Origin of the sequence: Ralstonia sp. NFACC01 (assembly GCF_900115545.1) — a bacterium.
Classification (GTDB): domain Bacteria; phylum Pseudomonadota; class Gammaproteobacteria; order Burkholderiales; family Burkholderiaceae; genus Ralstonia; species Ralstonia mojiangensis.
On sequence record NZ_FOWV01000018.1, the window covers coordinates 1 to 20,951 of the forward strand.

Genomic DNA, 20,951 nt, shown 5'->3' on the forward strand with positions numbered 1-20,951 from the left:
GAAACGGCGTCGAGCATGGAAGAGCTCACGAGCATCGTGAAGCAGAACGCCGACAACGCGCGTCAGGCCAGCCAGCTTGCCGTGACGGCGTCGGACGTTGCCACGCGCGGCGGCAACGTGGTCGGCCAGGTCGTGCAGACCATGGGCGGCATCAACGAAAGCAGCAAGAAGATTGCCGACATCATCGGCGTGATCGAAAGCATTGCATTCCAGACCAACATCCTGGCGCTGAACGCTGCGGTGGAAGCCGCGCGTGCCGGCGAACAAGGCCGTGGCTTTGCGGTGGTGGCCAGCGAAGTGCGCAGCTTGGCGCAGCGCTCGGCGGGCGCGGCGAAGGAAATCAAGGCGCTGATTCACGACTCGGTGGATCGTGTGAGCAACGGCACGGCGCTGGTGGATCAGGCCGGCGTGACGATGGCGGAGATCGTCGATGCGGTGAAGCGCGTGACCGACATCATGGGCGAGATTTCGTCGGCGTCGGAAGAGCAGAGCAGCGGCATCGAGCAGGTCAACCAGGCCGTCAATCAGATGGACCAGGTGACGCAGCAGAACGCCGCGCTGGTGGAGCAGGCGGCGGCCGCTGCGGAGTCGCTGGAGGAACAGGCCCATAGCCTCAACGAAGCGGTAGGGATGTTCCGACTCTCACGTCAATGAGCAGGGGGGCGGCGTACTGCATGCTGATCGGTGCGGCGTCGGTATTCGCGGTCGGGCTCGATTCCAAGTGCCGGTTCGATATGGCCAAGAAGGCTGACCGCAATTTCCCAAATTGCTTCAAACAGATTTCACCTTGCGCGGAAGGATCGCGCTTTGACGGCATCGTATTTTTAACGGCAGACAAAAAAGGCTGTACCAAAATCGCCTGTAAGGCGTTGATTTGATTGAGCCGCTTCCATCTTGGCGAGAAGAAAAGTCTGTACCGAGGGGACTCATCGACAGACAAACGAGAGACACAAAGTCTGGCCACCCGCATGGCGCCTAGTTGGCCACGCTTTTTATCGCCCAGCCGGGCCTCGACGTCCGGAGTGCACATTTCCCGCCGCCGCTATTGCGCCGAGATCGCTGACCTTGACTGCTTGGCACGTCGCCAACACCGGCCCGCGCCGTCGCCAAGAACGGGCAGTGGAATCCAGCGTGCGTTTACGCAACTGCCGACAAACCAGCAGCTACCTCGATACCTTGCCACATCGCAGCTGCCTTTGCGGCCATCATCATGATCGGCACATTCGGGTTGGCCGGAACAAGAGTCGGCATAACAGACGCATCCACAACACTCAAGGCGAGTGGGCGCCGCACATACATATGCTCGAGTCCCGGCGCCTGATAGGAGAGAGGCACTCGCCACAGGGCGGTTCAAATCTGAATGCGAAGGTGGATTCGGATGGCCGGTCGAGTTACTGAATGGAGTCGGACTTCAGCTTTAACGGCTGCGTTGGCCGATCAAGACGCACCGGCCTCCGCGCCGCGCTTTGTTCATCGTCCAGTTCGCGATGAGAAGATCGCATCCGCCCCAGCGCCACCGGACCACCGGTCAGAGACATGGCAGGCGACCTACTTATTGTTAGGCAGCGAGCGCATCTGCCTTCGCACTAGTGCAAATCTGCGTGGCTAGATGTTCCGCATCGCGAGCAATCCCCGAAAAGCGGCCAGACCCCCAGGTATGCAGCCACGGCAGCCCGAGGAAATACAGCCCGTCGATTTTCGTTACACCTCGCACATGACCGGGGTAACCTCGGCCGTTGAAAACGGGAATATCGAGCCAACTGAAGTCCGGCCGGAAACCGATACACCAGAGAATTGTGCGAATTCCCGATTGAGCGAGATCCAGCGTCGTGCGCTCAGCAGGCGGTTGCCACACGGGCTGGTATGCAGCGGCCGCCGGTGCCTCAATACCCGCCTTTGCGATGTAACGGTCAATGCTCTCGTTGATGCGGTTGTATGTGGCATCGGCACTGTCCAGGTTCGACTGCAAGTCTGGTGCAAAGCTCAGTTGCCCATCCTGATAATCTTGAAGGACGCCGTACAGCTCCATGCCCTCAAGGGCGAACTTGCGCAGATCGATATCGCGACCACCATCGCGACCCGTTACGTAGTGGTTGGTGTTGTCGCGCACACCCTCACGCAACGGATGCTCTTCAACCGGCATATCGTAATAGCCCATGTCGGCAAGCCAGTCGACCACATCGCGACCCCGATAAAAGCGTGCACAGCGCGGGGCCTCACCCACAGCCAGCGTCACCTTGCGCCCAGCAAGATGCAGATCCTCAGCAATCTGCGCCCCGGACTGGCCGGAACCCACCACCAACACGCCGCCTTCTGGCAGGCTCTGCGGATTGCGATAGTCGGCGGAATGAACCTGCAACACGTCATTGGGAAGGCGCTCCGCCATGCGCGGAACGATCGGCGCATGGTAGCCACCAGACGCAATCACTACTTGGTCCGCAGTGAAGTCACCACGTGACGTGCTGACCAAATACCCGCCCTTGTCACGCTGTCCCACGCGCTTGACTTCGGTATGTTCCAGCACTGGCGCTTGGACCTTGGCGATGAATGCATCCAGATAGGCGATGATCTCATCGCGCTTCATGAAGCCGTGCGGCTCGGTCCCCGAGTACGGATGCCCTGGTAGAGCACATTGCCAATTGGGCGTGACTAGGCAGAATGCATCCCAGCGCTGCGATCGCCAAGTATGTGTGACAGCATGCTTTTCAATCACGAGGTGATCGATTCCATATTGTTGAAGGTAATAGCTCATGGACAGGCCAGCTTGTCCACCGCCGACGATGATGACACTGTGGTGCTGTGCGCCGCCGTCTCGCAGCGGCGCATTGAGGGTACTGTTAGACATGCTGGTACTCCTGATGACGAATGAGGATGAGGTGGGATCGCGTTGGATCAGTCACTTGCTATGCATTGAGGAACCACCATCGAAATCGATAAACCGAACCTTTGCATCGGGCCGATCACCAAACCGCTCGGCCGTCGCCTCAATGACGGCAAGCTGATCTGTGGCTGACGAGCAGAAATAGCCATATTTCGCTTTCACGCGATCCGATGCAGTTCCCAAGGCCTGTCTGGCGCGAGTCAGGAAATCATCGAGGGGGTATTCCTGTCCGACCGTGAAGTAATCTCGAACGATGGAAGATGGCGAATAGCAGACGGCAATGCTGTCGTCAGGCCACTGCAGTCGGAAATGGGTCACTGGCATGATGCGTCCTTATTGTGAAATGGCGGCGCTGCCTGCGACTGGCGGATCGGGCGGCATGATGAATGCGTGGTCGGTGAAGTCCCACAGCAGTGCCTCGTCGGAACCGGCATGGATGGCGACACGCCGCGTGTCGTCGATGCGGCCGATCTCGGCGCAAGCGATATTTCTGTCCTGAAATTTCGAGACCACCTGCTCGACGTTGACTTTGTCCACGGCAAGAACAAAGCCGTAACTGGGAAAGGCCGACAACCAGCGCGACATGGGAACACCAGGCGGCGTCGGAACGCACGTCAGATCGATGCGAGCGCCGGTGCCAGAGCATTCGAGCAACATGAGGGCCGTTCCCAATGCCCCGGCCATGCTGATGTCCTTCGCGGCCTCGCAAAGACCGGCTTCCGCCAATTGCGGCAAGATTTCAAGATCGCCCCTGAGCCGTTCAGCGGGTGCCGTGGTCGATGCGTTCCAATAGGGGTAGGGCTCAACAAACGCGCCACGCAAATCGACAGCCATCAGCAAACATTGCCCGGACTTGGCGACAAAACTCGACAACAGCCTGCGTGCGCGCCCGACAATCGCAACGGCCAACTGTGCACGGTCACTTTGCGCATTGCTATGGCCACCGACAATAGGAACGGCGTAGGCCTGTGCTGCGGCGTGCATCCCGTCGAGCACAGCTGCGGCTGCTTCAATGCCGTCGCTCCAGATCGCGTCCACAACGGCGACGGGGCGGCCGCCCATGGCATAGATGTCGCTCACGTTGACCATCACCGCGCTATAGCCGGCAAACCAGGGCATGGCTTGCATGAAGTCACTGACCATCCCTTCAATAGCGAAGAGTAGATGGCCGTCCCCATCAGGAATGGCTGCACAGTCGTCGCCGACGGCGACATCCGACAGGGGCGTGCCCGCAATGCAACTCCCCCGCCTTAGCGCGGACAACACACCCACGATATCGGTCTTGTGGCGAAAGCCGCGGCTGGCGCGCAGATCGGCCGCAATTTTCTGAACATTCATCGCGCCTCCAAAACACCCGTCACATACCCGAGTCTTGGCGTCACGCATGGCGGGTAATGTGTGAGGTCCGCCTGCATCAGGTGGTGGGGATGATCGAAACGATCCTCCCGCGCCATCGTCGTCCAGTGCAACCGTTCGAACATGGGCACGTTCTGAAGTTGAACGTGCGCGAGGAATTGCTTGCACCCTTTGCCATGCGCGGTGCTTACAGCCAGACGGATCAACGTCGACCCGATACCGCGATGGTTGCGGTACGCAGCGTCTACCGCAAGACGGGAACCGAGCCAAATGCCAGGTTCTGACTCGTGAATCCGTACGGTGCCAACAACCGGTCCTGCCGGGCCAGTCTCTGGCTCGAGCACGGCGACAAGTACGAGTGCGACCGCGTCGATCTCGTCATGGTCATCGGATGGGAAGATTCGCTGCTCCCGACAGAACACCTCGCGTCGGAGCTGTCGTGCCAAGCCGATCTCGCGCGCGGATGTCGCCAAGCGTATCCGGCAAGTGGAAATCTGAGGCACCTCCACACAGAGATCGTCGATCACGCTGCAGTCTCCTCATAGGCGGAAAGCGAGGAGCAGGCGCCGCACTTCCCGCAGCCAGCACGAATGTCTGACGACCGCATGCCGGCACGATTCAGCATCGCCCCCAGCGGTTGCAGAACCGACTTCATGAACTCCGTGCCCGGAGGCGGATGATCTTCCAGAGGCGTTCCAGAGATCGGCACGAACGGCACCACAAACGGATAGACCCCGAGCGAGATCAACCTGTCCGAGATTTCAAGAATTGCCTCACGGCTATCACCGAGGCCGGCAAGGATGTAGGTGCTCACCTGTCCGCGCCCGAATACCGCGACGGCGGCTTCAAATGCCTGCATGTAGCGGCTGATGGGAACGGTCGCCTTGCCCGGCATCACTCGCTCGCGCACTTCCGGAGTGACCGTCTCCAGATGCATTCCCAGCGTGTCGATACCCGAGGCACGCATGCGGGCGAACCAGCGGTCGTCATCCGGCGGCTCGCATTGCGCCTGGATGGGCAGATCAACGGCCGCCTTGATCGCGAAGGCACTGTCGCAAAGGATGCCGGCCCCACGATCTGGCGTCGGAGGCGTTCCTGTGGTCAGCACCATGTGGCGTACGCCATCCAGCAGTACGGCGGCGCGAGCTACCTCAGCCAGTTGTTCGGGCGTCTTATGCGCGATGGTGCGCCCTGCCGCCAGCGATTGGCCAATCGAACAGAATTTGCAGGTCTTGCGGCGGCTCTCATACCGGATGCAGGTTTGCAGGACCGTTGTCGCGAGCACGTCCTTGCTGTGCAAGGTTGCGATGTGCGAGTACGGAACACCCTCCAACGTCTGCAGACCGTAGAACCGCGGCGGCGCCGGAAAACTGATGTTGGCAATTGGAATTGCGGCACGTTTCAGAACGCTGATCCCCTGCGTATCAGCCGCGCCGGCAACAAAAGGCGAGTTCCAAGCGCTTGACGTATGCACCGGCACCATGATCGTCACGCCATCAATGGTGACTGCCTTGTGATCGGAGGGGCCGGCACCGCCACGGCGGCTTGCTGCGCCCGCGCTTGGGTCTTCCAGCCGCAGGCCTGCTGACTGGAGTTCAGTCATCAAGTGCCGGCTCGAGGCCGACGTCGTCTCGCTGGAGTTCATGGCGCAACGCTCCTAGGGGTTGTGGATTGACGGCAGACATGAGCGACGTAGTCGTTGCCGGCCGGTCGTTGATTGCAAGGCTGAGTAGCTCGGGGCGCGCGTAATGTCCGACCGAGTCCATCATGCGCTTGCGCTTGGTGATGAGCGCCATGTCGAGGTCGGCAATCAGGATGCCCTCGCCTTCGCGCAGCGGGGGAACGACATGCTGCCCTTCCGGCGAAATGATTGCGGTGTTGCAACCTCCCCGCAGCGCTTTCTGAAGGGCGGGATCGGTAGTAATCGACTCAATCTGTTGATCCGTCAGCCAACCCGTGGCGTTCACCACGAAACAGCCCGATTCCAGCGCGTGATGGCGGATCGTGACCTCGATCTGATCGGCGAAGATCGGACCCACGAGTGAGCCAGGAAACTGGCTGCAGTGGATCTCTTCGTGCTGCGTCATCAGCGCATAGCGTGCGAGCGGGTTGTAGTGCTCCCAGCACGCAAGCGCCCCAACCTTTCCGATTGCGGTATCCGCCACCTTCAAGCCAGACGCATCGCCCTGGCCCCAGATCATGCGTTCGTGAAACGTGGGCGTCAGCTTGCGACGCTTAACCGCCAAACGACCGTCTGCGTCAAAAATGAGCTGCGTGTTGTACAAGCTGCCGTGATCGCGTTCGTTGACACCGAGTACTACAACCATGCCGTGCTGGCGAGCGCGCTCGGCGATCGCATGCGTTACCGGCCCAGGGACCACCACCGCCTGCTCATACAGCCGCAGATGATCTGCGCCGGATTGCACCGGGGGCCGCACAAACGAAAAGTACGGGTAGTACGGCACAAATGTCTCGGGAAAGACAATCAACTGCACGCCCTCACGCGCGGCATCATCGATCGTCCGGCATACCTTCGCGAGCGTGCCATCGGCATTTTCCAGATCCGGAGCGATCTGGGCGGCCGCCACACGCACTATGCGTTTCTGTGACATGGTGATCCCCGTCGATCCTTAGACTGTCCAGGTGTCGATGATCAGCGCGTCGTCCTTGCGATGCAGCAGCTTCAGATCGAGGACATCGAGCGGATTGATCGGGCGAATGCCGGGGATAAGCGACGGTTCGCCATGCCCATAGAGCGCTTGCAACGCAAAACGGCACGCATAGACTTTTCCGCCCTCGTCCATGAACTTGGTGAGTTGCTTGTTGAAGTTCTGGTGACCCGGGAAAGCCTCGTCGCCGAGCGTGGGGAAGCCGCGCTGCACACCGAGCGTCACGCCAGGCCCGTACAACAGGATTGAGGTCTCGAAGCCCTTTCGCTGCAGGCGGGTCGCTTGCAGCATGTTGACGAAGCCGATCGAGCCTTCGAAAGCAACGGTATGGAACGTCACCAGCGCTTTCTCGCCCGGCTCGGCTTTTACGTCTTCAAATACTTTCTCTTCGTAGTCGACGAAGAAGTCGCCCTTCTGGTGGGCCGGTGCATTCACTGCAGGCATGCTGCGCTCCATTGAGTGGTTAAGTCAGTCAATCAACTCATCGGCGCGGGGCCGACATCGACTGTTGTGCAACGCCCATACCACCCGTTGCCACTCACCATCCGATCAATTCGAGATCAATGAACGATCAAAGCGTTGATCGGCTCAATGAATCGATCATGTGTCGTGGCCTGTGCGGAAGAACACGGATGCGGACGGCCGGGAGAGGGGGCACATCGCGCACCGCGATTGGTCATCGGAAACGGTGTTTATGCACAAGAACGAGGCGATGCGCGCCAATTTGGGCGATCACTTTTGACGCACCCGTGCGATCAATCGAGTGGCCAAACTGATTCACCGGGCATCCGCATGCAACACGGTGAAAAACCGATCCGGCAAACCGTTTGGGGATTTGATAAACGTGACCTGCGATGCGTCGCCAAGGCGCAGGTCAGCAGCCACGCGGCGCAGGGGGAGGGAGCATCGCATCAGCCTCAGGAAAGCTTGCGCGATGCGCTGTGGGATCGTTCGCGTGACTGCTGCGTCAGCCCGTCGCACAAGCAAAACCTCTTGCTCGTGCTGTTAGTTTGGCTGCCAGCAAGGAGGCAATTGTCTCCATTGCGGTGCCGGGTCCAAATACCGCTGCAGCCCCCGCCTCTAGCAGTTGATGTCGATGATCAAATGGAATGACCCCGCCGACAGCGACAGGAATATCGACACCGCAGCGACGAAGATGCGCAATACAAGCTGGGATGAGCCCAAGATGGGCCCCCGCAAGTGTGGAAATGCCAACGGCATCGTATTTGCCGCGAGCAATCTGAGCCGCCATCGACTCAGGCGTCTCGAACAACGGCCCCAGAGTCACGTCAAATCCGGCATCTGAAAGAGCTGCCGCAACGGACCTGGCGCCACGGTCATGGCCATCTTGCCCCAGCTTGCCGAGATAAAACCTTGGCGCCCGCCCCAAGATCCGGCGTAATTCGGAGACTTCGGCGCAAGCCGCGGCCCATGCCTCACAGCCATCTCGGCCCTCTCGATACGCTTGTCTGGAGTAAGCCGGCATCGCGTGGTAGCGCGGCCAAGTACGCTCGAGCGCCTGGACACATTCGCCTACGGTGGCACGATGGCGAATCGCATCGATCGTCAAAGCCAGCAGATTCGCATGCGGATCGTTCGCACCTGCAGCCAACGCAGCGAGCGCATATTCCACAGCTTTGCCATCACGCCTTTTTCGCAGCTTTTCGAGCCGCTCGCATTGGGATTTCCAGACGTGCCGGCCATCCACCTCCAGGCACACTGGTTCATCCTGTGCGCGCTCCGAAAAACAATTCATGCCGACGACGGGCAATCGACCTGCATCGATATCAGCTTGCGTCTTCAAAGCTTGCCGATGGATACGTTCACCGATCCATCCGCTCTCCAGTGCCGCCAACACGCCACCCTGATTCTCGATATTGCGCATGAGCTCGCGTACTGTCTTCGCCATCGAATCAGTGAGGGACTCCATCATGTACGACCCCGCCCATGGATCGACGACGTCGCACAGCCCCATCTCATGCTGGAGAATCAGTTGCGTATCGCGCGCCAGTCTTGCCGCGTCGGCACTGGGCAACGCCAACGCTTCGTCGTAAGCGTTGGTATGCAAGGACTGCGTGCCGCCGAACACCGCCGCCATGGCCTGCACAGTGGTACGGACAATGTTGTTGTCCGGCTGTTGTGCGGATAGAGACCAGCCGGATGTCTGGCAGTGCATGCGGAGCATCGTGGCCCGGGCGGCAGTGCCCCCCAGTGACGAGACGATTTCATGCCACAGCAATCGCGCAGCCCGCAGCTTGGCAATCTCGATAAAGAATGTCTTGCCCACGCCGAAGAAGAAACTCAGTCGTGCACAGAACGCATCGATATCCAACCCTCGCGAACACATCTCTCGTACATAGGCTGCGCCATTGGCGAGCGTCAGCGCCAGTTCAAGGGCCGGCTCAGCGCCCGCCTCCTGGAAGTGGTATCCAGAGATCGACATGCCGTTAAAGCGCGGTGCGTGCCGGGATAGCCAAGCGACCACATCCCCGGCGATCCGCATGGAAGGCGTCGGCGCATGGATCCATGCGTTCCGGACCATGTACTCCTTGAGAATATCGTTCTGAATCGTGCCGCTGAGGCGATCGAACGGCACACCACTTTCCTCGCCTGCGACCAGGAATGCAGCCAGCACCGGCAGCACAGCACCGCTCATCGTCATTGAGACCGAGATACGATCAAGCGCAATCCCATCCAGCAAACGCTTCATGTCCTCGACCGAGTCGATGGCCACACCTGCCATGCCGACATCTGCCTGCGCAAGCGGGTGGTCAGAGTCGTAGCCCCGGTGCGTCGGCAGATCAAACGCGATCGATAGTCCCTGTGCGCCTTGCGCGAGCGCTCTGCGATAGGCCAAGTTGGAGGTGGCCGCATCTGCGTAGCCGGCATACTGGCGGATTGTCCAGGGTCGACCCACATACATGGAATGATGCGGGCCCCGAATAAACGGCGCCTGCCCCGGAAGGCTGTCGAGATGGCTCAAGCCGGCCAGATCAGCGGCGGTGTATATCGCCTTCGGTCGCAAGCTGCATTCATCCACAGGACCGCTCCCCTTTAAGAGGCATCATGACCTCCATCGCTTCACGGTGATGACGTCCGCAACTTTCTCTCCATCGCTTAACCGGCGAATCTCACACCAATGCGATAGGCCGCCACTATCCTGTCGCGCGATAGAGAAGCTCAACTCAAGAACGTCTCCGATGTTGACGTTGCCGTGGAAGAAGAGATCCCTGGCGGCGACAACGGGTGGAGAGCTGATGCGTTTCCAGCCCCACTCGACGCGGTCCACCATTGCCTGGAAGCTGGCGAAATAGAGCAGGTGGGCACCGTTGAAATCGTTGTATGGGCAAGGCAGGAACTCGGCGACGTGATGGGCTCGACCGCTTAGCTGTTCCAGCCCTAGATGCGCTCCCCAGTTGCCAGCCCTGAAACGCCTTCGCAGCTTTACCATTTCTTGAGCCTCTACCGATATGGCACTTCGCGAACCCGGCACCGCAATCGGCATGGCTTTGACTACGGTACGGTTATCGCCTTCGCGTTGGCGACGGATGAATGTTGATGCCATCGAAACGCGCGCATACGATCCTGTGCTGCTTTCGAGTTCGTGCGTGCTGAAATAGTGCGCGCCACCGCTTGACGTCAGGGTGGATTGGATCGAGAACCTGTCGTTTTCACCCAGCGCTTCAAGTGCGGTTCCGCGCAGACTCACCGCTGTAAACGCCGCATAGACAGAGTTTCCGTCGGCATCACGAAACTCTGGCTCCGACAAGCCGGCCTCATTGGCCAGACTCTGCCAGTGGCGATCACCACATGTCTTGAGCAGCCAGTTTTCCGAGAGGCCGGTGTAAGCAAGTTCAGGCATGCCGGCCACGTACTGTTTCTGCGTGCGTGCAGGTCTGTCGGGCTCGCGGTGTATGCGTTGAGAAACTTCCATGCTCATCTCAATGCCTCCCTATCGACGGCGAATCCGACGCGTGGGGTATAGCAGGGCGGGTAATAGTGCAGATTCGCCTGCATCAGGTGGTGTGGCCGACCAAGCAGGGTTTCCTCTTGTAGAACTGCCCAATGCAGACGCCGGAACAACGGCACGTTCTGGCTCTGCACGTGTGCAAGGAAACGCTCGCAGCCCAGTGCATGGGCGCTGCTAACGGCTAGCCGGATCAGCGCCGCGCCGATCCTTCCATGCCGGCGTGACTCCGCCTCTACGGCTAGACGGGAGCCGAACCACACTCCCGGCTCGCTTTCATGGATGCGTACAGTGCCAATGACCACCTCTCCACAATTGCCGGGCTCTGCATCCTTGCGCACGGCAACAATCAGTTGCGCCGCATCGTCTAGAGCATCGCGATCATCGCCATCAAAGATGCCTTGTTCTTGGCAGAACACGGCCTCACGCAGACGATAAGCCTGCTCGATCTCCCAAGGCTGCTCTGCCCACCGAACCCAGTAGGTCAGTGCTTCGCATCGCTCCACCGTCTCCTCATTGATCCGGGCCGTTGCCTGTCGCGGGTTCATGGTGTGCGCCTCCCTCGTTTGATCACGCCGGGCCGTCGATAGAGATGGTTTGGCGTGCGCCTCATACGAGCAACGCCCATACCAATCACTTCATCTGGAAATGCGATCAATTAGCGATCAAGTACGGCGCGCGGGATGGATCGTGCAGGCAATCGCACATCGCGTTATTGAGGAACCCGGATTGACCAGGAATACCCGTCATACAAGGCTTTCTCGAGAGACTCCCCAACTTCCAGAACAGGTCATAGCATGCCCATAACGAGTGCATGTCGCCCCCGGCAGCACCATCATTGGGAAACCAAAAAACGATCATCGTCGTGCTTTCAAAGCAATCAATGTGGTGCTAACGTCTGTAGCCGTATTCGAGATTTCCGCACGGGAGGGGAATGTGCCAGGCCTCACAAATCAGTGGATCAAGCGCATTGCTGGCAGCTCCAAGCCAGCTTATCTGCTGATACCCGACCTCATCGAAGAGGCTGTGAGCAGCGGTCAGCTCCGCGCCCGAGATCGACTCCCTGCGCTACGCGATCTGGCGGAGGCGCTGCAATTGAATTACACGACCGTCGCGCGTGGATACAGCGAAGCGCGCAAGCGCGGCCTGATCGACACTAAAACAGGCAGCGGCACGTACGTTCGCGGGCGGTCTCAATCAATTCCCTTGCGAGCCGGAACCGCAGCCGAGATGACGATGAACATGCCCCCGGAGCCGCCGTCCATGACTGCGCTACTGCGGGAGTCGATGATCAGTGCGCTTGCCGCAAGCGACCCCTACGCGCTAATGCGCTACCAGGATTTCGGCGGCACGCCAGCAGATCGCTCAATTGCTGCGGCTTGGCTTAGAAGGCTGGTCCCGGCTAGCAAGGCGGAAACTGTGCTAATCACACCGGGCATACACAGCGCCCTGGTCGCGTTGTTGTCTCAACTGTCGGGCCCGGATCAGGTCATCTGTGTCGACAACTTGGCTTACCCGGGGGTCAAGGCGATAGCGGCTCAGTTCAATATCCGGCTGCAGGCATTGTCCGGTGACGAAGATGGTCCTCTGCCTTATGCGTTTGAGCTGTTATGCAAAACACAGCGGCCGGCAGCGCTGTACTGCAACCCGACCATTCAGAACCCGAGCACAAAGACCGTGTCGCAAACGCGCAGGGAGCAATTGGCCGAAATCGCGTTGCGCTACAGCGTGCCAATTATCGAAGACGACGCGTACGGCATGCTCCCTCAATCAACGCCGGACACATTCGCAGCGCTGGCGCCCGAGTTGACGTACTACGTCACAGGTATGTCGAAGTGCTTTGGAGCGGGCCTGCGGATCGCTTTCATCCACGCGCCAACGCCTCGCCAAGCGCAACGGCTTGCCGGCGCGTTGCGTGCGACCACAGTCATGGCAAGTCCGGTCAATACCTTGCTTACTACCTCCTGGATCAAGAACGGTACTGTCGACGCCATGCTCAAGGCCATCCGTGAGGAGAATATCGCCCGACAGATCATTGCGCGCGACGTGCTTAACGGCCGCGACTATGATGCCGACCCGGAAGGCTTTCACTTATGGCTTCGACTACCCCCCAAAAGTGAATGGCGCCCTTCTGAACTGGCCCTGCATCTGCGCTCACGTGGCATCGGTGCGGTCTCCAGCGCGGCGTTCTCGACCGATGGAAACCCGCCAGATGCGATTCGCGTATGCCTTGGCGGGCCAAGTGAGCGTGACGAGGTAGAGGAATCGCTACGCATCATCAACGACACGCTCGATGATCCGCACCATCTGCATTCAGCGCTGCTTTGATGTGGCTGGCGTCGAGGTTGAGATACACCACGACGACCCAAAGTGAATTGGCGCGTGGCGTAGGCCACGCGTCGCGGGCACCGTAATCAGCCCCCAGCAATCACGGCAGATCCACCTCAAGAAATACTGCGGCCGTATCTCCCGGATTCTGCAACGCATGCCCTTTCGGACCTTGGCTCGCATAAGCCTGCCCGGCCACAAGTTGCCTGCTCTCGGTGCTACCTTCGATATGTTCCGTCAAAGTTCCCTTCAGCACATATGAAACCGACGGGCGATCACTATGGCTATGCATCGGCAGGGTGCCCCCCGGCGCAATCGTCACCTCGCGCATTCTCAAAGTCCGACCTTTGCTGACATTGAAGTCGGTGGGGAGCTTGATCGCGGTGAGTTCCTTGCCCGCTACGCCGACTCGCTCCGTCGGCAAGACTTGCGCGTAAGCGCCGCTGCAGATCAAAGCGGTCAGCCCGGTAATCCACAACCGATTCACGATGGCAGGGAAGTGTTGACACGTCACGATAATTCTCCAAAAGGCGATTGGAAGCTGGCGCGGATGCACCAACCGGGAACTACTTCACATTGGCGTCGACCCAGCGATGCAAGCGATCGGCGATCTCAAGATTGTTCTTCTCTTGCATCATCAGATGACCGTTTCCGTGGATGCCTTGGTCCTCTAACCGCCAGTATGTTGTCGGCACACCTGCCTGCGTGAGGAATGCGGCGGTGCAATGGTCGTACGGCGCGTGATATGACGCCTCCGCGGTTACCACCAGGACAGGGATGTGTTGGAGATTGACCAGCTTCCGCGCTGGCTCGCGTTGTCGCCAACATTTCACGAGGCCTTCACCATCGGGCTGCGTCTGTTGCTCGATCTCGAGCGCCTCGGGGTTGTCAGCGGCAGGCTGGTAGTGCAGGGGGATATCCGTCAATCCCCACGGCAACTCACGAGTCACCTGCGTGGCATTCTGAAACGGCGGGCCTGACGGCTCTACGGCGACGATTCCCTTGACGAGCTCGGGGCGCGCGTCTGCAATCGACCAGCCAAACAGGCCCGCCTGAGAATGGACCAGGATCACCGCGGGCCCGATCTTGTCGAGAAGCGCAGATGCCGCGTTCTGTACCAACAACTCGCTCGTCTTGTTGTCTGCCAAGGACGGCACGATGCCGGCATAAAACGCGTCGAACAAAGGAGCACCTCGCTGCCCGCGATCGGCTCCGTCACCAGGCCACTGCGTATGCTTGACGGCTTGTGGCCATGCCTTGTAGTTCTCAGATGCAGTGAACAACCGTTGCACCAGCTGCAGATCGCTCGTACGCAGCTTCCCGCCATGCTCCGGTAGCCACGGCGATCGGCCTCGGCTCGGTTGATCGACCATGTACACCACATAGCCTTTGTCGACAAAATAGTCCGCCCAGCCTTTGCGACCGTCGGCGGTTCCCATCCAATTGGTTGCGGTTTGCCCAAGTCCATGGATCAAGACAAGCGGGTACTTGTGGCGGATTTTCGCTGGCGCCCAGGCTTGCACGTACATCTGGCCCGACATGAGAACCTTGTCGCCCTCGTTGACGTACTCGCCGCCGACGTAGAACGACGCGTGTCGCGCGACATTGGTGGCTACAAACTGTTCAGGGCCGAACGTAGCGGCAGATGCCGTGGTGGCTGACAACCATCCACATAAGCAAGCAGCAGCCAGTAGCGATACTGTTTTGAACTTCATCCGATCCTCTCCATGAAGAAATTAAACGTTGTGTTTGGCAGGCTTTAGTAGCGCAATCCCTGGCCGTACCGGTAGGCAATGGCATCGCGTTCGAGTGGCCCTGGGTCAGGAGTCCAGGGGAGGTCAAAGGGCAGTCGGGCACTGGGGGCGTACACCCCGGTCAGCACATCAAGTAGCGCTTCCGAGCCAACACCGAAGTTGCCGACGATCGCTGCCGCATGGTCAGCGACTCGGGACAGGTCCGCCGGGCGCTCCAGGTAAAACGAGACAATCGTTGGCAAACGCGCACTGACGCGTTTGAACTCTTCAAACGCTGCATCGCCATCGGCAAAGCCCGTGCTGCCTTCCCGGTAGCGAGAGCCAAAAAAATAGTTGGGATGCAGAACCTCATACGGTGTCGACATGGCGACGATGGCGAAATCTGCCTCCTCTGGCTTCTCCACTACCTGAAAGCCTCTCTTGCGTACCGAGTCGGCATCCACCCGGTAGAGGTACACCCGCGATCCGCGACTTGCTTGAAGCGGTAGCATGTGTCCGCTGTTCTTGATCAGTACTACGGAGCGGCGCTGCGCATCCATTGCCATCGCCTTGAACGCTGCATTCCCGACAATGCGTGGCGCCTGCGCGGCATCAACGTATGGGTTCTCAAACAGACCGAGTAGAAATTTCTGCGTCATGATGCGTTTCACGGCGGCATCCAACGCGGCCTCACTCAACTGCCCGCTCTTCACCAGGTCGATGATGATCTCGGGTTCTTTGGCTCCCCCAAACTGGTCGACACCCGCCTGGACAGCCTTCGCAAATCGAGCGGGCTTGCTTAGGTTTTCCACGCCCCATGGCATGGCGATGTCCGTAGGGTTGAACTGATGGCCTGGCGGCGCGCCATCACGACACACCGTGGTGCAGTCATCGGTGATCTGCCAATCGGACAAGATCACGCCATCGAACTTGAATCGCCCGCGCAGCACGTCGGTGAGCAACTGGCGATTGAACCCTACCCCTACGGGTTCAATCGGACGATCGCTGCCGCGAACGGTAAGGCCACTCGGCGGTTGGCCGTAAGAGGGCATCACCCCACCAACCTGCGCGGCAAATGCTCCGGTGAACGGCAAGATATGTTGCTCAATCGTGTCGTCGCTCAGATTCAGGTGCCGTCCGTAATAGTTGTGCGCATCGAATCCCTCTTCCCCAGTCGCGCCATAGCCGACCCAATGCTTGACGACGGAGATCACGCTGCCTGGGCCAAGCCCTTGTTCGCCGTTTTGCATGCCGCCGACATAGGCGCGCACCATCTTTTCGGCAACATGGGGCGCGGTTCCGAAGGTTCCGTTGACACGGTGCCAGCGGGGGTTGACTGTCAGGTCCGCTTGCGGCGACAGCGCCGTACGGATGCCGACGGCCAGATACTCCTGACGCACGCTGTCGGCAAACTTGCGTACAAGTTCAGCGTCTCCAGCTGCGGCAAAGCCAGCTGGATCCGGCCATTGGGTAAATGCGCCGGCGCGCACGCTAACCCCCTGGGCGTAGCGAAATTGACTACGCGGGTCAGAGCTGAGCGACACCGGAATGCCGAGTCGGTCGCGCTCAGCCACGGCCTGCACTTCGTTGTACTGCCTTGCCATGCTCGCGACGTCGGTATCGAGCCGGTTAAGGAATGCTGTGATGTGCTTTGTGAGGATGAACTGCGTGATCTGATCCATGCTCCACGCAGTGCCGGCTCCTGGAATAGCCGATGCGCCAACCGTGGGCGGATTGGCGTGCATCATCGCGCCGGCCTTCTCTTCGAGTGTCATTCGGCTCACGAGATCTTGTGCACGAACGGCTGCCGGAAGGCGCCAATCTTCATAAGGGTCGAGCCCCCCGCTGCGATTGAGATCTTTGAACCGCAGACCGTCGACAGCGATGAGAGGCACTTGATTGCTTACAAGTCTCACCTGCTGGGGGCTGCTCCCTTGAAATGCCGAGCAGCCGACAAGAAACGCGACGATTGAAGCTGCAGAGGCGACTTGGTAAAACTTGCGCATGGAGGGGAGGTGCTTTGGAGTCGCATTCACCGTGACCCGCCACCTGGAAAGGCTCACATACTCGGCTCGATCCGGAACAGTTGTCTTATCCATCATTGGCATCGTTTCAGTGCGACGTTGTCCCGGAACGCACTGGGGTTCGCGGGCAGGCGTCATGGGTATTCACCGCAGGTGGAAACTTGGCTGGCGGGATACCGGGCGACATTCATCGCACAAAGGCGGAATAAAAAGGAACCCTGCCCCAAAAGCAGGGCTCAACGATCCCGATGGAGCACGGGATCTCAGCATGCATCACTCAAAACCGATGACTCACGCCCAACTCGCCGCCGCGTAGACGGCTTCCAGGCGGCTGGGAAGTGCCGAAGTTGAACGCCGACGTGCCCTTGTTGGCCAGATAAACCAACGTGCCATATAACGTTGTTCGTTTTGAAAAATCGTACGTGAACCCCATTGCAATCTGGGTCGCGTGGTTTGGGTCAATCGACGCACCATTCAACGCTCCGGATTCGCTCGCACGCGTGTAGTTGGCTCGCACACTCGCAGCTGGAGAAATAGGCACGACAACCCCAACTTGCGTGACCTGCCGCGCGGCCGAGAGGTACTGATTGCGTACGGTCGACGCCAAAAATCTGGCGACGCCGAAGTCGTAGGACGCCGCCAATGCTGAGCGCTTCAGGTTTCCTTTCAACCCGTCAAATACGCTGTAGGCCGCCGTGACGTTCAACGGACCACTTGCATAACCGATGCGTCCACCGTTGTACTTCTTGGCGGCCACGTTCTCGCCGAATGCGGTGGCAAGGTTCGCGTAGAACCCTCCAAGGCTATTTGGAGTGAAGTAGCTGATCATGTTGTCAGCGCGCGCCCACAGGCCGGTGGCCTCAATGCCGCTACCGAAAGCGGTGGAATAGAACTTTCCTTGATCAGCTAAACCGCTCACGCCAAAGGTATCGAACTCGCCAAAAGAGGTATAACCCGGCGTTAGATCATGGCCGAGGCGAACCTCACCAAGAGGGCCGAGTAAGCTGACGGTGGCACGACGATTCCAGAATCGTGAGCTATTCCCTGTCCCATCGTTGTAATTCACGGTTCCTTCCATCCAGGCACCGGCTGCCATGCCATTGCCCAGATCCTCTTGCGTCCGGATCCCGAAGCGACTGGCGGCAAGCCCACCGCTACCAATGCTGTATGCCGTGCCATTTCCACCGTTGACCACGCGGACGGAAGCATCCGCGACGCCAAACAGTACGACGTTCGATTGCGCTGCGGCTACCGCCGGAAATGACAGCGCTGTCATTGCAAGCCAAAATTTCCCCAATTGAACACCCCAAAGGTAAGCTCTCTATTTCATCGTGGATTGATACTGGCGCCTCTGATTGGCGGCCTGTTCATTTCGCTCCATATCTCATATTTTTAATTCACGTCACCCATCCCCGTTCAATATGGAAACACGGTCACTCGTAGCAATCTTGCAGCGTTCATGCCATGAGTGCGAGAAAGGCTCGCAATCAATCTGCGATCAATCCGAATAATCCATCGATCATCCGGTATTCCCACTAACGTCGGCTTTGGTGGCTTGTTGTTCGGCCGCCCACTGAGGCACCACGGCTGGGCAGCGCATGCACCAGCGAAATCATTCGTATGTTCGCGCCATGGAGATCGCGCGAAGATGCACGACCCGTTCATTCAAGTGCCGAAAATCAGTACGTGCTAACGACGCCGCCCCGCGGAAAAAATGGTGTGGTAAGCCGCCCCGATGCTTGGATCGACGAAGCTATCCGAGCAAATCGACTGTGAATCTTTGTGGAGTGATAGCCAGCCTGGGCGGTACACGCGCATTGCAAAGACAACTAATTGCTCGTCAATGACAAGACAACGCGTTCCCGCAATATCGCGATAAAGGCTAGTACAAGCCGAGTTTGATTTTTCGTACCATGTTGTCTCCTGATCTTTTATTAGCTTTTGTTCAGCAGAAGCTTAGATGTAGTCAAGATTTCCAACAAAGACCATATCACTATAGAAAGCCATAACATACGGGCATATCTCCTTGGCCGAAGGGCTTCGCTTTGGAAATGAATCACGAGAGCCGTGTGTTGGCCGTGCTGGTCTCACCGCGAAGTCGAAAATCCATAGAGGCGCGCTGGGTTCTCTACAAGAATCCGATGTCGGATCATTTCGTCAGGAGCCCACTGCGAGAGCAAATCGAACAATGTCGCATCATCCGGCTTATGCTTGCTTTCGGTTGGGTGCGGCCAGTCACTGCCCCAAACCATCCGCTCCGGGGCAGCCTCGATGAGGGATGTGGCGATCGGTATGGTGTCTTGATAGTTCTTGGCGGGCTCTGCGGTATTCAAATACGCCGCTGAAACCTTGACCCAAGCCTTGCCCGAATCCAACAGCTTCAGAATGACTTGGCGCGCCGCGCTGCCGAGCACAGGATGCGGCAGGCGCGCCATGTGATCGAATACCACGGGACAAGGCAAACTTTGCAGTAGCGACGCATTTTCGACGATGAGATCCGCGCGCATCTGAAGTTGAATATGCCAGCCGAGCGCATGCACTCGCTGCGCCAGCGGCGCGATCATGTCGACTCGAGCTAACGCATGTTTTGGCTGAAATAACGAGAAGCGAATTCCCCGGATTCCGCCGTCATGCATGCGTTGCAGTTCACGATCTGTCACCTCCGGTGTCACGACAGCAATGCCGCGCGCATTTTCGACACCCAACTGGGCAATAGCGTCGAGGGTGACCCGGTTGTCAGTCTTATAGTTGGCCGGCTGCACTACAACAGTTCGCGTTGTACCCAGACGCTGCTGCATACGTCGATAGTCATCGACCGTCGCATTCAACGGCAGCGACGCCTCTTCATTCAGAATGGGAAAGCGGCGGCTGTAGATATGGATGTGTGAATCGCAAGCCAATGCTGGTGCGATGAGCGACGGGCGATCAATGCCAGAGGAGTTTGGAAATACGCCTGGCGACTCTGCCTTGGCGCCGTTTCGCAGCCCCAAACTGCCCACTCCAAGAGCCGAGATGCCCCGGAGGATGGTGCGACGAGTCTGATCCGCCATGTAGCTCCCCATGTAATGGCGTTGACACTAATCGTGGAGGCAAGTCACGCGACCGGCCTCCATATGACAGGCAATCCCGATTACTGCTTGGCGGGTTCCGCGTACACGCGCTTGGCGAACGTTGCGATCGCATCAGCCATCGCCTTGGGCTGATCGGGCGCGAATGCATGGCCTGCGTTCGGCACCACGACCACCGTCACGCGATTGCCCAGCATCGATTTCAGAACCTGCGAGAAGCGGCGCGGCGCCACTGCGTCGTGCTCGGCCGGCAGGTCCAGGATCGGCGCCGCCCCGGGCACGAACAGGTTAACGAGCACAAAGCCCAGCACCATTGCCACCGTGCTGACCACCTCGAAGTACACCAGCGACTTCACGCCCGTGCGGCCCAGCGTGCGCATGTCGCGCACATGCGCCAGACCCTGCACCAGCGTGCAGAAGATGATCGGGGCCAGCATCATCTTCAGCAGCGCGATGCACGCCTGCCCGATGGGTTTCATGGCAACGGCTCACTGCGGTGCAGCGATGCCGAGGACGACCGCACACGCCAGGCCAATCAAGACCTGCACATGCAGCTTCTTCAGATGTTTCATGGTGTCTCCTGCGTCCAGTCATTCAGCGCTATGCCGCTACCAGGCGGCACCTGGGTGCTGGACTTGTCTTACTTGAAAGGCGGTCGTCGCTGGGGGGGCGTGAACGCCGTCTCCGCTACGCGTTTGGTGATTTGTTATTTGTGGAAAGCATAGATTGACGGTCTTTTCTTGACAAAGACCATGTGAACATACAAACCTATGCTGACACGGCATATCTCAACGCAAGCATGGACATCCGAGAACTCAAGAGCTTCATTCGCGTGGCGCGTGCCGGCAGTTTCAGCCGTGCAGCCGCCGAGCTGTACATCGCGCAACCGGCGCTGAGCCGGCAGATTGCAAAACTGGAGGCCGAG

The 20,951-nt window shown here is 59.0% G+C and carries 20 protein-coding genes and 1 pseudogene; 4 read left to right on the top strand and 17 right to left on the bottom strand.

From position 1 onward, the window contains the following. Together BM136_RS24540 and BM136_RS24545 are read left to right on the top strand one after the other, a co-directional pair. Positions 1-654, top strand: a 654-nt coding sequence (locus tag BM136_RS24540) for a methyl-accepting chemotaxis protein (protein ID WP_254775748.1), incomplete at its 5' end; no start/stop codon positions are given. A 20-nt stretch (positions 655-674) separates the two neighbouring features. Beyond that, positions 675-878 carry a hypothetical protein gene (locus BM136_RS24545; protein ID WP_139219416.1) on the top strand — a complete coding sequence of 68 codons (204 nt, stop codon included), beginning with the start codon at positions 675-677 and terminating at the stop codon, positions 876-878. Positions 879-1,137: 259 nt separating this feature from the next. On the opposite strand, the pseudogene BM136_RS24550 reads toward BM136_RS24545, so the two are convergent. The 11 genes and pseudogenes from BM136_RS24550 to BM136_RS24600 form a co-directional block, all read right to left on the bottom strand. Beyond that, positions 1,138-1,275, bottom strand: a pseudogene (locus BM136_RS24550) (GMC oxidoreductase); the annotation flags it as partial. A gap of 283 nt (positions 1,276-1,558) precedes the next feature. Then, positions 1,559-2,845, bottom strand: a complete 1,287-nt coding sequence (locus BM136_RS24555; protein ID WP_092976990.1) for an MSMEG_0569 family flavin-dependent oxidoreductase — start codon at positions 2,843-2,845, stop codon at positions 1,559-1,561. Positions 2,846-2,896: 51 nt separating this feature from the next. Beyond that, a complete protein-coding gene (locus tag BM136_RS24560) occupies positions 2,897-3,205 on the bottom strand; it encodes an MSMEG_0570 family nitrogen starvation response protein (RefSeq protein WP_092976993.1) in 309 nt (102 codons plus the stop codon). A gap of 9 nt (positions 3,206-3,214) precedes the next feature. Then, a complete protein-coding gene (locus BM136_RS24565; RefSeq protein ID WP_092976996.1) occupies positions 3,215-4,219 on the bottom strand; it encodes a sll0787 family AIR synthase-like protein in 1,005 nt (334 codons plus the stop codon). After that, positions 4,216-4,764: an MSMEG_0567/Sll0786 family nitrogen starvation N-acetyltransferase gene (locus BM136_RS24570; protein ID WP_092976999.1), complete on the bottom strand. Its 549-nt coding sequence runs from the start codon at positions 4,762-4,764 to the stop codon at positions 4,216-4,218. Before BM136_RS24570 ends, BM136_RS24565 begins: the two co-directional genes overlap by 4 nt. Continuing rightward, positions 4,761-5,882: an MSMEG_0568 family radical SAM protein gene (locus BM136_RS24575; protein WP_175537219.1), complete on the bottom strand. Its 1,122-nt coding sequence runs from the start codon at positions 5,880-5,882 to the stop codon at positions 4,761-4,763. Before BM136_RS24575 ends, BM136_RS24570 begins: the two co-directional genes overlap by 4 nt. After that, entirely contained in the window at positions 5,833-6,849 is a 1,017-nt protein-coding gene (locus BM136_RS24580; protein WP_092977005.1) for a Nit6803 family nitrilase, read from the bottom strand. Before BM136_RS24580 ends, BM136_RS24575 begins: the two co-directional genes overlap by 50 nt. An 18-nt stretch (positions 6,850-6,867) precedes the next feature. Next, complete coding sequence (locus BM136_RS24585) at positions 6,868-7,350, bottom strand: MSMEG_0572/Sll0783 family nitrogen starvation response protein (RefSeq protein ID WP_092977026.1); 483 nt, start codon at positions 7,348-7,350, stop codon at positions 6,868-6,870. Between the two features lie 523 nt (positions 7,351-7,873). Continuing rightward, entirely contained in the window at positions 7,874-9,946 is a 2,073-nt protein-coding gene (gene scpA / locus BM136_RS24590) for a methylmalonyl-CoA mutase (protein WP_092977008.1), read from the bottom strand. A 24-nt stretch (positions 9,947-9,970) separates the two neighbouring features. Then, the gene (locus BM136_RS24595; protein ID WP_254775750.1) at positions 9,971-10,840 is read right to left on the bottom strand and encodes a Pnap_2097 family protein; all 870 of its coding nucleotides are present in this window, start codon (positions 10,838-10,840) and stop codon (positions 9,971-9,973) included. Positions 10,841-10,842: 2 nt separating this feature from the next. After that, a complete protein-coding gene (locus tag BM136_RS24600; RefSeq protein WP_092977011.1) occupies positions 10,843-11,421 on the bottom strand; it encodes an MSMEG_0567/Sll0786 family nitrogen starvation N-acetyltransferase in 579 nt (192 codons plus the stop codon). Between the two features lie 388 nt (positions 11,422-11,809). Between BM136_RS24600 and BM136_RS24605 the strand changes: the two genes are divergently transcribed. Continuing rightward, on the top strand, positions 11,810-13,201 hold the full coding sequence (locus tag BM136_RS24605; RefSeq protein WP_092977032.1) for an aminotransferase-like domain-containing protein: 1,392 nt from the start codon (positions 11,810-11,812) through the stop codon (positions 13,199-13,201). 100 nt (positions 13,202-13,301) lie between these two features. On the opposite strand, the gene BM136_RS25285 is transcribed toward BM136_RS24605, so the two are convergent. From BM136_RS25285 to BM136_RS25490, 6 genes are all read right to left on the bottom strand, one after another. Further along, positions 13,302-13,715, bottom strand: coding sequence for a cupin domain-containing protein (locus BM136_RS25285; RefSeq protein ID WP_217649373.1), 414 nt, complete (start codon positions 13,713-13,715; stop codon positions 13,302-13,304). A 52-nt stretch (positions 13,716-13,767) separates the two neighbouring features. After that, entirely contained in the window at positions 13,768-14,916 is a 1,149-nt protein-coding gene (locus BM136_RS24615; protein ID WP_092977014.1) for an alpha/beta hydrolase, read from the bottom strand. A 44-nt stretch (positions 14,917-14,960) separates the two neighbouring features. Further along, entirely contained in the window at positions 14,961-16,940 is a 1,980-nt protein-coding gene (locus BM136_RS24620; protein ID WP_092977017.1) for a glycoside hydrolase family 3 protein, read from the bottom strand. Between the two features lie 295 nt (positions 16,941-17,235). Next, positions 17,236-18,234, bottom strand: a complete 999-nt coding sequence (locus tag BM136_RS24625; RefSeq protein ID WP_092977020.1) for a porin — start codon at positions 18,232-18,234, stop codon at positions 17,236-17,238. Positions 18,235-19,045: 811 nt separating this feature from the next. Beyond that, positions 19,046-20,008, bottom strand: a complete 963-nt coding sequence (locus tag BM136_RS24630; RefSeq protein ID WP_092977023.1) for an amidohydrolase family protein — start codon at positions 20,006-20,008, stop codon at positions 19,046-19,048. Between the two features lie 80 nt (positions 20,009-20,088). Then, entirely contained in the window at positions 20,089-20,505 is a 417-nt protein-coding gene (locus BM136_RS25490) for an alpha/beta fold hydrolase (RefSeq protein WP_254775751.1), read from the bottom strand. 320 nt (positions 20,506-20,825) lie between these two features. On the opposite strand from BM136_RS25490, the gene BM136_RS24640 reads away from it, so the two are divergent. Next, positions 20,826-20,951: LysR family transcriptional regulator (locus tag BM136_RS24640; RefSeq protein ID WP_139219418.1), on the top strand; the 126-nt coding region annotated here is incomplete at its 3' end.